The 13,760-nt window shown below is 35.2% G+C and carries 16 protein-coding genes; all 16 read right to left on the bottom strand.

All coding sequences use genetic code 11. The annotated features are described in order from the left end of the window. Window positions 1–197: helix-turn-helix domain-containing protein (locus CP368_RS07290; RefSeq protein WP_158227427.1), on the bottom strand; the 197-nt coding region annotated here is incomplete at its 3' end. Between the two features lie 89 nt (window positions 198–286). After that, on the bottom strand, window positions 287–409 hold the full coding sequence (locus tag CP368_RS10985) for a hypothetical protein (RefSeq protein ID WP_255405097.1): 123 nt from the start codon (window positions 407–409) through the stop codon (window positions 287–289). A 121-nt stretch (window positions 410–530) separates the two neighbouring features. Then, a complete protein-coding gene (locus CP368_RS07285; protein ID WP_087175876.1) occupies window positions 531–1,637 on the bottom strand; it encodes an ABC transporter ATP-binding protein in 1,107 nt (368 codons plus the stop codon). 14 nt (window positions 1,638–1,651) lie between these two features. Next, a complete protein-coding gene (locus CP368_RS07280) occupies window positions 1,652–2,944 on the bottom strand; it encodes a glycoside hydrolase family 32 protein (RefSeq protein ID WP_098045929.1) in 1,293 nt (430 codons plus the stop codon). Next, entirely contained in the window at window positions 2,944–3,801 is an 858-nt protein-coding gene (locus CP368_RS07275; protein ID WP_098043700.1) for a carbohydrate ABC transporter permease, read from the bottom strand. Before CP368_RS07275 ends, CP368_RS07280 begins: the two co-directional genes overlap by 1 nt. Further along, a complete protein-coding gene (locus CP368_RS07270; RefSeq protein WP_087175873.1) occupies window positions 3,794–4,678 on the bottom strand; it encodes a carbohydrate ABC transporter permease in 885 nt (294 codons plus the stop codon). The genes CP368_RS07275 and CP368_RS07270 overlap by 8 nt, the downstream gene beginning before the upstream one ends. Window positions 4,679–4,698: 20 nt before the next feature. After that, the gene (locus CP368_RS07265) at window positions 4,699–5,994 is read right to left on the bottom strand and encodes a sugar ABC transporter substrate-binding protein (protein WP_098045928.1); all 1,296 of its coding nucleotides are present in this window, start codon (window positions 5,992–5,994) and stop codon (window positions 4,699–4,701) included. 200 nt (window positions 5,995–6,194) lie between these two features. Further along, complete coding sequence (locus CP368_RS07260) at window positions 6,195–7,166, bottom strand: LacI family DNA-binding transcriptional regulator (protein ID WP_199161333.1); 972 nt, start codon at window positions 7,164–7,166, stop codon at window positions 6,195–6,197. A gap of 40 nt (window positions 7,167–7,206) precedes the next feature. Then, on the bottom strand, window positions 7,207–7,887 hold the full coding sequence (locus tag CP368_RS07255; RefSeq protein ID WP_056945584.1) for a glycerophosphodiester phosphodiesterase family protein: 681 nt from the start codon (window positions 7,885–7,887) through the stop codon (window positions 7,207–7,209). A 50-nt stretch (window positions 7,888–7,937) separates the two neighbouring features. After that, window positions 7,938–8,597 carry a putative quinol monooxygenase gene (locus tag CP368_RS07250; RefSeq protein ID WP_087175870.1) on the bottom strand — a complete coding sequence of 220 codons (660 nt, stop codon included), beginning with the start codon at window positions 8,595–8,597 and terminating at the stop codon, window positions 7,938–7,940. A gap of 65 nt (window positions 8,598–8,662) precedes the next feature. Continuing rightward, window positions 8,663–9,250, bottom strand: a complete 588-nt coding sequence (locus CP368_RS07245) for a histidine phosphatase family protein (RefSeq protein ID WP_098045927.1) — start codon at window positions 9,248–9,250, stop codon at window positions 8,663–8,665. After that, on the bottom strand, window positions 9,251–9,829 hold the full coding sequence (locus CP368_RS07240; protein WP_025006065.1) for a histidine phosphatase family protein: 579 nt from the start codon (window positions 9,827–9,829) through the stop codon (window positions 9,251–9,253). A gap of 69 nt (window positions 9,830–9,898) precedes the next feature. Then, window positions 9,899–10,957, bottom strand: coding sequence for an SEC10/PgrA surface exclusion domain-containing protein (locus CP368_RS07235; RefSeq protein ID WP_098045926.1), 1,059 nt, complete (start codon window positions 10,955–10,957; stop codon window positions 9,899–9,901). Between the two features lie 139 nt (window positions 10,958–11,096). Next, window positions 11,097–11,771: a hypothetical protein gene (locus CP368_RS07230; RefSeq protein WP_098045925.1), complete on the bottom strand. Its 675-nt coding sequence runs from the start codon at window positions 11,769–11,771 to the stop codon at window positions 11,097–11,099. Window positions 11,772–12,322: 551 nt separating this feature from the next. Further along, window positions 12,323–13,195 (bottom strand): metallophosphoesterase family protein, encoded by an 873-nt coding sequence (locus CP368_RS07220; RefSeq protein ID WP_098045924.1) that lies wholly within the window; start codon window positions 13,193–13,195, stop codon window positions 12,323–12,325. Between the two features lie 30 nt (window positions 13,196–13,225). Beyond that, complete coding sequence (locus CP368_RS07215) at window positions 13,226–13,618, bottom strand: hypothetical protein (RefSeq protein WP_087300945.1); 393 nt, start codon at window positions 13,616–13,618, stop codon at window positions 13,226–13,228. Window positions 13,619–13,760 lie beyond the last annotated feature (142 nt).

The following is a 13,760-nucleotide window of genomic DNA, read 5'->3' as shown; positions in this document are numbered from 1 at the left end:
GCAAAGGGCATTGCTTGATATTGTCTAACAGCTAAGTAGTGCTTAGCATGATAATTGCTTCGATTGCGTCCTACATAAGAGTTGTAGACAAAGCGTTGCGCATCATAGTTCAACTTAATGATTTTCTTTTGCTTAGAACTAGGATAAAAGCGAAGCTTAACGCCAAAATGATAGGCTAAGCTGCTCATTCTTTTCATGATTTCACCTCCTTCTGTAGATTAGATATTTATATTGTACAGGGAAGTCGAACGTATGTCTCTATTTTTAGAATAAAAAAAGCTGACTGCTAGGTCAGCTTGGCCCTATCCATCCCCGCATTAAAATACGGGGATTTTCGGGCGTTTTTCATTAAATTATGACCTAAACTATCTGCATAAGTTATCAACATCGCTTTATTTTGTAATTTCATTTTTAAACCTTCTTTACAAAAATAGGTTCAATCTTCGAGAAAAGATCGAACCTATAAATATTTTTGATCATCGAGGATTATGTCGAATTGTTTTCAAAAATTAGGGGGGGAGAGAAAATTATTAATTGTAAATAGCCATTGTAGTGTCTTTATCGAAGAAGTGAGCTTTATTAACATCGAAGCCCATCTTTACATGATCACCTGGCTTGTGGTAATCACGTGAATTTACATCGGCTACAAATTCAGTACCATCGACTTTTTGATACAGTTGAATTGTAGCACCAAGCAATTCGGAAACTACAACTGTTGAACTGATTACAGCATCAGGCCACGTTTCCAAGAATGCTTCCTCAGCATGAATGTCTTCAGGCCGAATGCCAAATACGATGTCCTTATCGTTATAGCCCTTCTCATTAAGCATCTTTGCCTTACCTTCTGGGATGCCAATGTTTAAGCCTTTACCATCGGAAATACGGCCATCCTTGTAATGAACATTAAAGAAGTTCATTTGTGGTGAACCAATAAAACCGGCTACAAACATATTCTTTGGCTTGTTGTAAACTTCAAGTGGCGTACCAATTTGTTGTACCTTACCTACTGACATAACTACTACTCTATCAGCTAAAGTCATAGCTTCAGTTTGGTCGTGAGTAACATAAATTGTTGTCGTACCTAATCTTTGATGAAGTTTAGCAATTTCTGCACGCATAGATACACGTAATTTAGCATCAAGGTTTGAAAGAGGCTCATCCATCAAGAAGATTGGTGCATCCCGCACAATTGAACGTCCTAAAGCAACACGCTGACGTTGACCACCTGAAAGAGCTGCGGGTTTCTTCTTTAAATAGCTAGTCAAACCCAAAATTTCAGCTGCGTGCTTTACTTTTTTATCAATATCTTCCTTAGAATAATGTCTAAGCTTTAATCCAAAGGCCATGTTGTCATAAATAGTCATATGTGGATACAAAGCGTAGTTCTGGAAAACCATCGCAATATCTCTGTTCTTTGGAGCAACATCATTCATGACTTTATGATCAATCTCAAGCGTACCTTCGGTAATATCTTCCAAACCGGCAATCATTCTTAATGTTGTTGATTTACCACAACCTGAAGGACCGACAAAAACGATAAATTCCTTATCTTTGATGTGCAAATCAAAGTCATTTACAGAATACTTGTCATTGCCATCATATTTTTTATAAATATGGTTTAAATCTACTTCTGTCATTTTTCATTTCCTTGCTAATTTACCTTTTTAAGCATTGCTTGTTTTATTCCAGCAACAAAAGTAACAATACTTAAAGTCTTACTTTGACTAAAGAGTTCAAAGCTCGAATTATCAATCACCAATGTCAATTTATGATTATCTGGATGCCATGAAACAGTTTTAATAAATACAGGTGAATGAATTTCAATTACATATTGATCTTCTTTTTTGCGAGTAATGTGAATCTCACCATTATCGCCTTTTAATATCAAACTATGATCAATAGGAATTTCTTCAGTTAATTTATAACTGCCTAAATCAATATCTCGACTGTCAGATAATGACATATCATTTATTGTTCCAATTGGCTTTTGGATTAATTGACCATTAATTGTAGTCAGCATTCTTGGGATCCCCATCATACCGTTCCAAAGATGACCGGATTCTTCAAGATAGTTAACATGATCAGCACTTCTCAACCAAGGAATAATAATTCGATTGTCTTTTTCATCTACAAAGCTTTGAGAAGCATAGAAGTCATCGCTATCATCTAAACGATGTTGTTCTTCTAACTTAAACTTAAAGTTTTGCCAATCCATATGTCCCTTAGCAAGATAAACAACACTATTTCTGCCATCGCCTAAAATTACACTAAAGGCTAAATAATCTTGACCATTAATATTAAAGTAATCGGGACATTCGGTCATAATGCCGTATTCTTCACCTTGAAGCAAAACAGATTTAAATGACCAGTGAAGCAAATCGTCTGATTCAAATAAAACTAAGCTACCATGTTTTTCAAGTGCTGCGGCAACCACACAATAATACTTGTCACCGTGCTTAAAGACCTTAGGATCACGGAAGTTGCTTTCGTCTGTTTCTCCAGGCAAATCTGCTACCGTCATTACTGGGTTATTTTCATATTTCTTAAAATCAACACCATCATCCGAAACAGCTACACATTGTGTTTCAGTAATTTGACCATCTTCATCTACATGCCCTGTATAAAGAACATATAACTTGCCATCCTTTTCAATAGCAGAACCGGAGAAAATACCGGTTTTATCATATTGATGATCAGGTTTCATCGCTATCGGCATGTCTTCCCAATGAAGACCATCTTTGCTACGAGCATGACCCCAATGCATGTTATCCCAATGAGGGGCATAAGGATTATATTGATAATACAATTGATAATAATTTTTATAATGGATTAGTCCATTAGGATCATTGAGCCAACCCACTGGAGCAGTGAAATGAAAAAGTGGTCGCAATTCATCATTATCAATTTTTCTTATTTTTTCATATAAGTAAGAATTTTCTTTCATTATTTATCACCATTACCTGCAGAACCCATTCCTTGAGTAAGGTACTTTTGGAAGAAGATATAAACTAAAACCAAAGGAACAGTAGAAATGGTCAAAATAGCCATAACTTGATTCATGTAAACTGGGTTCGTGCTGTTAATATTTGTAATAGCCACTTGTAGTGGGAATTGATCAGAATTGGTCAAAACCATTAATGGCCATACATAGTCGTTCCAACTACCTATGAATGATAACGTTCCAACTGTCGCAACTGTAGGAAGCGTCATTGGCAAAAGGATATTCCAGAAAATTCTTAGATTACTTGCCCCATCTAGTTCAGCAGCTTCTGTAATACTATCTGGAATTGCTGCGAAAGCATTTCTAAACATGTAAATATAGAATGGACTAGACATACCTGGCAAAATAACTGCCAAAGGCGTATTCAAAATACCAATAGTTTTAGCAATTTGGAATTGCTGAATTAAAAGTGTAGTACCTGGGATAACCAATAATGCAATTAATAAACCAAAGAGTAGTTTGCGTCCTGTAAAGTTGAATTTTGCGAAACCATAACCAGCTAAAGCATTTACTACAATTGAACCTATCGTTACACTTGTTGCATAAAATACACTGTTTAAAATGTATCTCATTACTGGGAATCTATGGAAGATGCTTACATAAGCTTTGCCCCAATCAGAAATATGACCTGAAGGCAAGAATGCCTTAAAGTTACTGATGTTGGCATAAATTTGAGATTCAGGTTTCATTGAAGAAACGATCATCCAAACCAATGGGAACAAGAAGAATAAAGCTAAAATTGTAATTAACACTGTAGTCCAGATCACGTGAAATCTTCTACGTGTCATAAATTTATGCATTCTCGTCACCTCCGGCGTTTGTGATCTTTCTTTGAATAATAGTAAAGATAATAATGATAATGCCGTAGATTACACTCATAGCACTTGCATAACCTAATTGACGGTCAGTAAAACCAGTACGATAAATGTAGTAGATTGGTGTCATTGTGGCGTTTTGGGGTCCACCTTGCGTCATGATCATTGGCTGAATCATCAAGTTGAATGCACTGATGAAAGTAGTCGTTAAAATCATGATTGAAGTTGGTTTAAGCATTGGCAATGTGATGTTTAAAAATCTTTGCCAACCATTAGCGCCATCCAGTTCAGCTGCTTCATAAAGTGAATCTGGAATATTTTGTAATCCTGCTAAGAAGATTAGCATCTGATAACCAGCACCTTGCCAAGCAGATACCCCAATGATGGCAAACATAGCTTGTTTAGGTGAAGTCAAAAATGGTTGAGGTTTAATATGGAAAATACCTAAAATACCATTTAACAAACCTTGATCTGGATTAAGAATGTACATCCAAAGAATAGAAACAACAGTTAATGAAACAACTTGTGGTGCAAAGAATGAAATCTTAAAAAATGTATTTCCAGGTCTCTTTTTATTAACAATTAAAGCTAATCCTAAAGCTGCACCAACCTGAATTGGCATAATAAAGATGACGAATTGTGCAATGTTTTTTAAACTTTGTAGAAATACAGGATCTTTAAAAGTATTAATGTAATTTGTAAAACCTACATATTGTTTAGCCCATGGTGTCAAAATGTTATAGTTCGTAAAAGAATAGCTAAATGACATCAGGAACGGAATGATTAAAAATGTTAACAGAATCAGAATTGCTGGGAAAACGTACAGCCATCCGATCTGTCTCTTTATACCTTTAGCTTGCATAAAGATTCCCCTTTACTTCTCTATTTCTGAAGGTACTTTTGAATAACTTTAGCTTGTTCGTCCATTACCTTTTGAACATTAGGGTTCTTCTTGTACAAAGTTACGTTTTGAACAGTATCAGCAAATGTTCTAGTTACTTGTGGGTAGTTTACTAGGACTGGACGAGCGTGACCTGTAGTTTGGTTTTGCTTAATGAAGAATTTCATAGCTGGACCAACTTTAGGAACTAATTCTTTAGCAACACTTTTACGTACTGGTAAAACAGTATTACCCATAATACGTTCATTAGTCATCAAAGCTTTTTTACTTACTAAATAATTAATCAAAGCACCAGCTGCCTTCTTGTTCTTAGCCGCTGAAGACATTGCGTATTGCCATGAACCAGTAGGTGAAACTTCTTTATTAGTCTTCGGTGAAACTGGATATGGAAGAACTCCCCACTTTAAATTCTTATATTGATTTTGCAAAGTTTGAACTTCCCACACACCAGTCATAAACATTGCGTACTTACCAGTTTCAAAGCCTTTATCCTTTGGTGAAATAGTAGTGTAACCATCCTTAACCATGTCTTGAATTAATTGGAAGGCGGAAGTAGTTTGCTTTGAGTTGAAGTAACCTACAGCTTTAGTACCTGCAGGGTTAGTGATGCTACCACCAGCTGACCATACAAATGGTGCAAATGAGTAAAGAGCCATTTCTGAGTGGTCGTTTAAGTTCATGTTAATTGCTGGTTCGTGGAAGTGATTTGTAATCTTCTTACAAATAGCTTTAAATTGATTCCAATTCCATGGCTTACTCAAAGTTGGAAGTTCTGAATCTTTAATACCAGCCTCTTTAAACATTTTTTTATTGTAATAGAATCCAATACTTGATTCTGAGTAACCAATCGCATATAATTTCTTGTCATATGTACCTTGGTCCATAATTGATTTTACAAAATCATCTTTTCCTTGAATGTATTTTCCAACTGGTTGAATAATCTTTGAATGAGCATAAGCAGCAGTGTTAGGACCATCCAAAGTTAAAACATCTGGCAAACTTCCGGAGTTCAAAGCGGCATTAACTTTATCTTCATAACCACCACCTGAACCAGAACGTGGAATAAATTGAACTTTGGCTTTATAGCCGTGTTTGTTTTCTTTATTAAAGTCATTAACATTCTTTTGAAGAGCCTTACCTTCAGGGTCAGTATTTGAAACGTGTACCCACATTGTCACGTTCTTACTGTTGCTGCTCCCTTGGTTATTGCTACATCCTGCTAAACCTAGTGCTGCAATAGCGGCAACTGTTGCAACTCCTAATTTCCACTTTTTCATAGTCTCTCTCCTTTGAAACGTTTCAATTCTATTCAAAAAATAAAACGCTTCTTATCTCTAACATAATTCTAATTAATTGAAACGTTTCTATTTTTGCCTTAAAAAAATAATTATTAGCACAAAACTATTTTCATTTCCTTTTTTGGAAACGTTTCAACTTACATTTAAATAATAATACCGCTTTCATAGCTTGTCAACAGTTATTTTGTGGTATTTCCATCAACATATCTTACTGGGTACATTTTAGCTTCATTTTTCAAACTAGGATCCGCAATTTTGCGTAAAACTAAGTCAACTGCACCATTGGCCAATTGCTCAACAGGTTGGGCAATTGTAGATATCCCTAATGGAAGATCTGAGGACAAATTCATCCCATCAAATCCTATTAATTGAATATCTTCAGGAACTCTATATCCATATTGATTTAAAATTTTTCTTAATTTCAACAATAATGAATCAGTATGACAAAAAATTCCATCAATTTCTGGATTATCTTTTAACATCTCTAAAAGATACGGTGTAAAGTCTTTTACAGGTTCTTGCAAAAAGATCTCTTTATAATCAATTCCCATATCCTCGAGATAATCTCTAAAACCATCTCTTCTTAGCATAGTCCCATTAAGATATTTACTATGACTACCAACATAAGCTAAGTTTCTAGCACCATGCTCTAGCAATTCTTTAGCAGCTAATTTCCCGCCTTCATAATTATCCGATGTAACATAAGATACTTTTTTATCAAAATAACGGTCTAAACTAACGAATGGAATATTGGAATAAATATATTGACCAATATCACTGTAAGTAATCGCAATAATTGCATCAATTTTATTTTGCTTCAGCATCTTAATATATTTTGCTTCTTCTGCTGGATTACCGTTAGAATTACATAATAATATTTTATAGTCTTCATTATCTAAACGTTTTTCTACATAATAAGCGAATTCTGAGAAAAATGGATACCAAATTGAAGGCAAAATAAGAGCTATGGCTCTTGAGGAATTGGTCTTCAATCCTCTAGCATATTCATCTGGAATATAATTTAATTCGTTAATTGCTTGATTAACCTTAACTAGAGTACTTTCTTTAACTCCTGGCACATGATTAATCACACGAGAAACCGTACCTACTCCTACCCCTGCTCTTTGAGCAACATCCTTCATAGTTGTCACTTTTATCACCTCTTTTTTTCACTTTCTTTTTCATTATACTTCAATAATCTTTTTTCAACTGATTCATTAATTCAAAATTGTTGGTAAAAATGCCTGCTACGCCGCGTTTCATATATTTTTTAGCCAATTTAGGATTATCCACAGTCCAAATGCGCTGTGTAATTTTGCTTTGCAAGTACCAATGTGGATGAATTGCCGCAAAATGATTTTTTCTAACAAATCTTTGTGGAAAAATAACCGGAACTTTGGTTAAAAAGCAATATTGCTGATGCGGATCGATTTGCTGGCAGTTTTTTAATGTTTGATAATTAAAAGACGAAAAGATAATGGGATGCACGAAGTGATACTCTTTTACCAGTGCCAAAACAATAGCTTCGATTCCCTTATCGTGAATCTTATTAGTCTTGAACTCTAAGTTAATGTACAAATCTTTATCCTGCAAAATTTCAAAAAGTTCTCTCAACATAGGTACAGGCTCACCATTTTTCAGATGAAACTTCCTGATCTCATTCAACGTATAATCCTTGATATAGCCACTACCATCAGTTGTCCGATCAATCTCTTCGTCATGCATAACTACGGGGACTTTATCTTTAGTCATATGCACGTCAAACTCAACACCTTCTGCACCATGCTTTGCTGCATAGCGAAAACCTTCTAAAGAATTTTCTGCAAACTTCACCGGCAAGCCTCGGTGAGCAAAAATAATTGTTTCTGTCATATTTTACCCTACAAAAAAATACCACCTTACGGCAGCATCCTTTTTCAAAATTAATCTAACACAATTGCACCCTGAGTTGCCAATGCATCACGTACAAGAGTCTTAACATCTCTTCTAATAACCATACCATCAGTTTCTTCAATATATTCCTTATATTGAGGACTTTGTACATGCTTATCATATGCTTCATCGTTTGCATAAACTTCAACAAAGTTCCATTCGTTAGGATTATCCTTGTTAGTACCTGACATCATAATTTCCATACCTGGTTCAGATGCAATGCTGGTAGTCATTTCCTTCTTAACTGAATGTGAGAACTTTTCAGCATCTTTCTCTTTAACTTCAACAGTTACCAGACGCATAACGAAATTATCTGCATAGCTGTTCAAAGCCTTTTGTGCATGAGTAGTGATTACTTCTGGCTTTAAGTTGATGATCTTCTTGTCAGTGCTAATGCTATCTACAGTTTCTTCAAAATCTACTGCTGACATTGATGCGATGTGCACGTCTTCAGCTTCCTTGTTACGGAATAATTCGATCTTGTAATTGTCTTCACCCTTAGCATCATCATGAGCGCTGCCAATTACTAAAGTTCCTTCTTCAGCTGGGATAGAATCGCGCATATACTTTTCAGCCTTGCGAATATATTCATCGCGATCATTTTCTGCAATATTTAATTTAGTAATTTTAAAAATTGGTGTTTCATCCATTTTTCTTGCCTCGTTTTTTATTCTTTACATACTTAATTATAAGCTAATGTAAAAAAATGAACTCTTTATTTTTCAGTTAATTGTTCAATTTTTAATTTTTTAGCAGGCCAGCAGCTTTTTACATATTCAACTTCATGTCCGTTGCTCTTCAGTTGAACATATTCAGCATTGTGAAAGCCATGGAACTTGTGGTTGCCAGCCTTTTCACGAATATACCGACTCATGCTATCGCCATGACCGACTACTAAAATATTTTCGCCGTCTTTGGCATCCCGCAAGATCAAATTAATTCCGCGCTCCATTCGTTCAACCACTTCACGATTATCTTCCATTGAACCGGATCTAAACTTCATAAGCGGCCACCAAAAGTTTTTCTTAGCTTCAAATGGTCCATAATTTTTCTCTTTTAAATCCTTCAAACGTTCATAATCCATTTCAGGACCAACAATAATTTCTAGCGTATCACTAGCGCGCTCCTGCGTTGAACAATAAGCCTTATCAAATACTATTTGCTTTTTCTTAAAATAATCACGCAAAGCTTCAGCCTGCTTAATACCTAACTTAGTTAAAGCAGAGTCACAGCTACCTTGCATTCTTTGTTGGGCATTGAATAATGTCTGTCCATGTCGTACTAAATATAAATTTATCGCCATTTAAATTTGTTTCAAACCCTCCGCAGGCCATACATACTTATCCAAATGAACATTTTTACCATCAACTGACAACTTAACAATAGAAGCATTGGCAAAACCAGCAAAGTTAGGATCAGCAACATCTCTTACATATTTGGCCAAAATGTCACCATGGCCAACAATCAATGCAGTTTCGCCATCGTTGATGTTGTCTAAAATTTCCACAACTGCACGATGCATTCTATTAACAACATCTTCGTCCTTTTCCATAGTTGGATCAACATTAGGATTATTGTAATTCCAAGGAAGCAAAAATTCATCTCGACCTTCAAAAATACCGTAACATTTTTCACGCAAATCCTTTAATCGCTTATATGGCATTTGATGATCTGTAGCAATCTCCAAAGTGTCACAAGCACGTTCTTGGGTTGATGAAAAAGCCTTGTCAAAATGAATATTATTTTTTTGGAAGTAGTCGCGTGCCATCTCTACTTGACGAATTCCCATCTCATTTAATGGAGAATCACACCTTCCTTGCACCTTGTGATAATAATTAAAATATGTCTGTCCGTGTCGCAGTAAATATAAAGTTTTTTTCATTGCTTCCTCCGTAGTATTTTTTATCTATCATATCAAAAAAGCACGCTTAATACGTGCTTAATTTAACTTTTACGGCCTAAAGTTGGTGTTGTACTTTTCACTTCCCACAATAAAAGTTGGAACGCTAATGAAGTGCATTGAATAAATCTTGCCCGTCTTAGAAATACTAAAGCCATAATAATTATGATCGCCATCATGACTTGATCCTTGAGTATTGAACAAGTCACCTGCATGTTCCCATTCGCGGTACAAAGACTTGTTTTTACGCTCATCTTCACCAGATCCGGCAAAACCAAAAATCATTTGTTTTAAGCCAAAGTAAACGTTGCGCTTCATTTCACCCATTGGCATAGTAGTTTTATTAATAGTAAAGCCGGCCATATCTTCTACATAGTTATCATCTAGTTCAAGACCATGCTTTTGACAAGCTTTAACAATACCTTCCACATAATGTCCTTGATCTTTAATGCTACGGCCGTGTTCTTCATATTCCTTAGCAATATCATCAGCTAATTCTTGCGTGCCAGTGCTATAAATCCAAGGTTCAAGACCTAATTGTTCACGAGCACTATTAATTACTCTTAACGAAAAATCAGCTAATTCATGTTGTTCACTTGCAGAAAGCTTGTCTGGATTGATAAGTCTTTTATCGCTTGCAGTTTCACCTGTGGCAACGCGTGAGAAATTATTTTCTTCCATGCCCTTCATCGAAGCGGCAATGAATTCTTCACTTGGGTGGCCTTTATATGCTTCTAATAGTTCAGAACGTGTATAACTACTTGGCAACTTAATAACGGCCTGACTATATCTTTCAACCGTCTTCTTCACCAATTTGGCATTCTTAGCTAAAATCCAATGTGAGTTATTACCAATTTTATAAGCTAAATGCTTTTTCTTGCCAATTTTTAGATATTTCTTAGCAGAATAAGAATATGTTCTGCTTGTATAAGCGTAATATTTAGATTTTTTACCACGATTGGTATAAAGACGTACTTTCTTATTTCCTTTTACTCGCAGTTTACCTTTGCTGGCTGCTTGCACTACTTGAGGATGAGTTTGCGTAAGCATGCCAACTGGTCCCATTAAACAGACACTAGTGAGCAATGTCACCATCATTTTCTTTTTCATAATTGTCCTCACTTTCTAGGCACTGTCATCATTATAGTTTTATTATATCGTAGTCTTTTAAATTACAAAAAAGACACCCCTCCGAATCTGGAAAAGTGCCTCCTTTTTATTATTCAATTGTTATTTAGTTTTTAACTGATTAATACCAGCCGTTTGCTTGCCAGAATGACTTAGCAGCAGTCCATGAACCGTAACGGCTTTGTACGTATTGGTCAGCAACTCTTTCTTGGTTGGCAGCTGAGTAGTCACCGTTCAAGTATGATGCTGAAAGTTGGTACTTACCTACGTATTGACCGTTAGAAGCACTGTATGAGCCACCTGATTCACGGCTAGCAATCCAAGCCTTAGCACTTGCTTCTGAGCCTGATGCGTTTGAAGTGTATGATGAAGCGCTAGTATTTGAAGCAGTTTGAGTATTTTGAGTTTGTGATTGTACTGGAGCTTGAGTTGAAGCTTGAGCAGTAGTTTGAGTTTGGGTAGCAGCTGCGTGGTAACCAATAGTTACGTACTTAGCACGAACCCATTGGTTCTTACCTAAGTCGTACCACTTGTGGCCCTTTGAGTCGTATGCAGTCTTAATAACTTTCCATGAAGTGTTGCTTGCTAAAGTTTGACCAATTGCTACTGGATTTTCATAGTTGTTGTATACGTTGATTGAGTTATTTGAAACGTAGTTTACAGTTACTACGCTTGCATCGTTTTGGACGATAGCAGCTTGTGCAGTGTTTGAACCTGCGTTGTTTGCTACTACTAAACCTGTAACTGACATAGCAGCTACTGCAATTGACTTAACTAAGATAGATTTAATCTTCAAAAAAATTCTCTCCTTAAAGTTATAAAAAATAATATAAGTAACGAATTTTCACTTATTCGTCTGTCTGTATTCAATTGATATCGTATATACTACAAGCTTTTCGTTTCAGAACCATAACAAGAATATCACTCAATCATTAAGAAAACATTACTTAATATGACATTATTGTAACATTTGTAACATTAGTGTAAATTTATTTAGATAATACAAAATACTGATCTATCAAGGTTTCTAGCACTTTTATTTTTAACTTGCTATGTGCAAAAGCATGTTCGTATTTAACAAGCTGAAATATTGCTGCAAACAAAATAGATTCTTTCCAGTTAGAAAGTTAAGTGCTATAGTAAAAATGTATTTTTAAATAAAAGCGAGGAATAAATCATGACTAAATACGAAGTTAAGTTAACTGAAGAAGATTTACAAATGATCAAAGATTGTCACTCAAAGAACCCTTCAATCATGAAGGCTATGAACGAAGCTAAGAAAGTTGAAGACTAATTAATATTTTTGATCTCTAAATCTAAAAAGCATCCCAATCGGGATGCTTTTTCTTATTCATCAAACTTTGTTCCTTGTGGATTTTTCCAATTATAAACGCGAACAACCTCACCGTTTCCATCAAGCACTACAACATTGCCATCATTATGTGGATAAATTAAAGGATCAGAATGTGATCCACCATCAGTAAAAATTCTGGCTGGTTCACCTGGATACTGCATTTTTCTAACAATACAGTCATCCTTTTGCAGTTGCTTCATTTTTCGCCCATCATCGTATTTACCTTCTAAAGCAGCTGTAGGCGTATGACCCGTCACAATTGTTTTACCAGTTCGATTATGGGCAATCATTTTTTCCGCTTGATCAGAATACCAATATTCTTCTCGTGCCCAAATCCGATAAAAGTCATAATCAAACTTCAAACCATAAACTACCTTATTGTATGTAGTGGGATCATTATATTTTTCATCAGGGCGCACACCCGCATGAACAAAAATAATCTGCGGTGTATCATACATTGTCGGACATGATTTTAAGAAACGATAATATTTACTTTCTCTAACTTCATCGGGCAAAAGCGTCCGGCCAAATATATTGGTTAAAGTCTTCCCACCGCCGTTATAGAACCAGATTCCATCTTGATGCTCAGTTCCTTCAGCGAAATTAAGCATCATTTGTTCATGATTACCTAATAAAACAAGGGCACCTTGGTTTTTCTGATCTATTAAATAATCCAAAACTTCTTTAACATGTTCACGTCCATCAATATAATCACCACCGGTAACCAATTGAGCTAATGGATAGTCTTTCTTGGCTTGTTCAATTAAATCAATTGTCTCTAAATTGCCATGAATGTCAGAAATAAAAATATAATTATCCTTTTTCTGATCATCTTCAAAAGTTTGATCAACAATTTTACGGGTCATTCTTACCCCTTCTTATCTTTTTTTAGACTATTAATTTGTTTCATTCCACGCTTTTTGCAAAACATCACTAAAATGTTGCAATTCGTTTTCATCAAACACAATTAATAAACCATTTCTAATTACATCCATTTTTTCATCGCCATTACGACTTAATTCCAAGCTAGAAACAAATAATACATTTTCATCAGACGCTTTCATTAAGACATATTTAGCCTCATATGGGGCGCTCCCTTGACTATCGTCTAAATATTCCATAGCAATTTGATCTAGCAACTTTTGAGGGAATTCAAATGCTTGAATAGTACTCTCAGCTTCTTTTTGACTTACCCAACCTTGATAATTATCAGGTGTAACTTCATCAGGCATTTTCATTAACATAAATTGTGATTTGTTTTTATCAATAAATAATTGGCAAAGTGGCATCGCTCTTCCTCTCTTCTATTACATCATTTTCTTCTTACTTCTATTATAAGCTGCTTTTGTATCAACCATTAGAAAATCGACTACAATAATGTTAGAAAATATTGGTTAAATATATCCACTTTATTTTATTTGAATACATTTT

It is taken from the genome of Lactobacillus sp. UMNPBX17, from assembly GCF_002553735.1.
Lineage (GTDB): Bacteria > Bacillota > Bacilli > Lactobacillales > Lactobacillaceae > Lactobacillus > Lactobacillus gallinarum.
This window is presented reverse-complemented; position numbering and strand designations above follow the sequence as displayed.

Excerpts from the sequence above, each read along its gene's own strand:
- CP368_RS10985 (WP_255405097.1), bottom strand. The coding sequence starts at position 409 with ATGAAATTACAAAATAAAGCGATGTTGATAACTTATGCAGATAGTTTA.
- CP368_RS07285 (WP_087175876.1), bottom strand. The coding sequence starts at position 1,637 with ATGACAGAAGTAGATTTAAACCATATTTATAAAAAATATGATGGCAAT.
- CP368_RS07280 (WP_098045929.1), bottom strand. The coding sequence starts at position 2,944 with ATGAAAGAAAATTCTTACTTATATGAAAAAATAAGAAAAATTGATAAT.
- CP368_RS07275 (WP_098043700.1), bottom strand. The coding sequence starts at position 3,801 with ATGCATAAATTTATGACACGTAGAAGATTTCACGTGATCTGGACTACA.
- CP368_RS07270 (WP_087175873.1), bottom strand. The coding sequence starts at position 4,678 with ATGCAAGCTAAAGGTATAAAGAGACAGATCGGATGGCTGTACGTTTTC.
- CP368_RS07265 (WP_098045928.1), bottom strand. The coding sequence starts at position 5,994 with ATGAAAAAGTGGAAATTAGGAGTTGCAACAGTTGCCGCTATTGCAGCA.
- CP368_RS07255 (WP_056945584.1), bottom strand. The coding sequence starts at position 7,887 with ATGACAGAAACAATTATTTTTGCTCACCGAGGCTTGCCGGTGAAGTTT.
- CP368_RS07250 (WP_087175870.1), bottom strand. The coding sequence starts at position 8,597 with ATGGATGAAACACCAATTTTTAAAATTACTAAATTAAATATTGCAGAA.
- CP368_RS07245 (WP_098045927.1), bottom strand. The coding sequence starts at position 9,250 with ATGGCGATAAATTTATATTTAGTACGACATGGACAGACATTATTCAAT.
- CP368_RS07240 (WP_025006065.1), bottom strand. The coding sequence starts at position 9,829 with ATGAAAAAAACTTTATATTTACTGCGACACGGACAGACATATTTTAAT.
- CP368_RS07235 (WP_098045926.1), bottom strand. The coding sequence starts at position 10,957 with ATGAAAAAGAAAATGATGGTGACATTGCTCACTAGTGTCTGTTTAATG.
- CP368_RS07220 (WP_098045924.1), bottom strand. The coding sequence starts at position 13,195 with ATGACCCGTAAAATTGTTGATCAAACTTTTGAAGATGATCAGAAAAAG.
- CP368_RS07215 (WP_087300945.1), bottom strand. The coding sequence starts at position 13,618 with ATGCCACTTTGCCAATTATTTATTGATAAAAACAAATCACAATTTATG.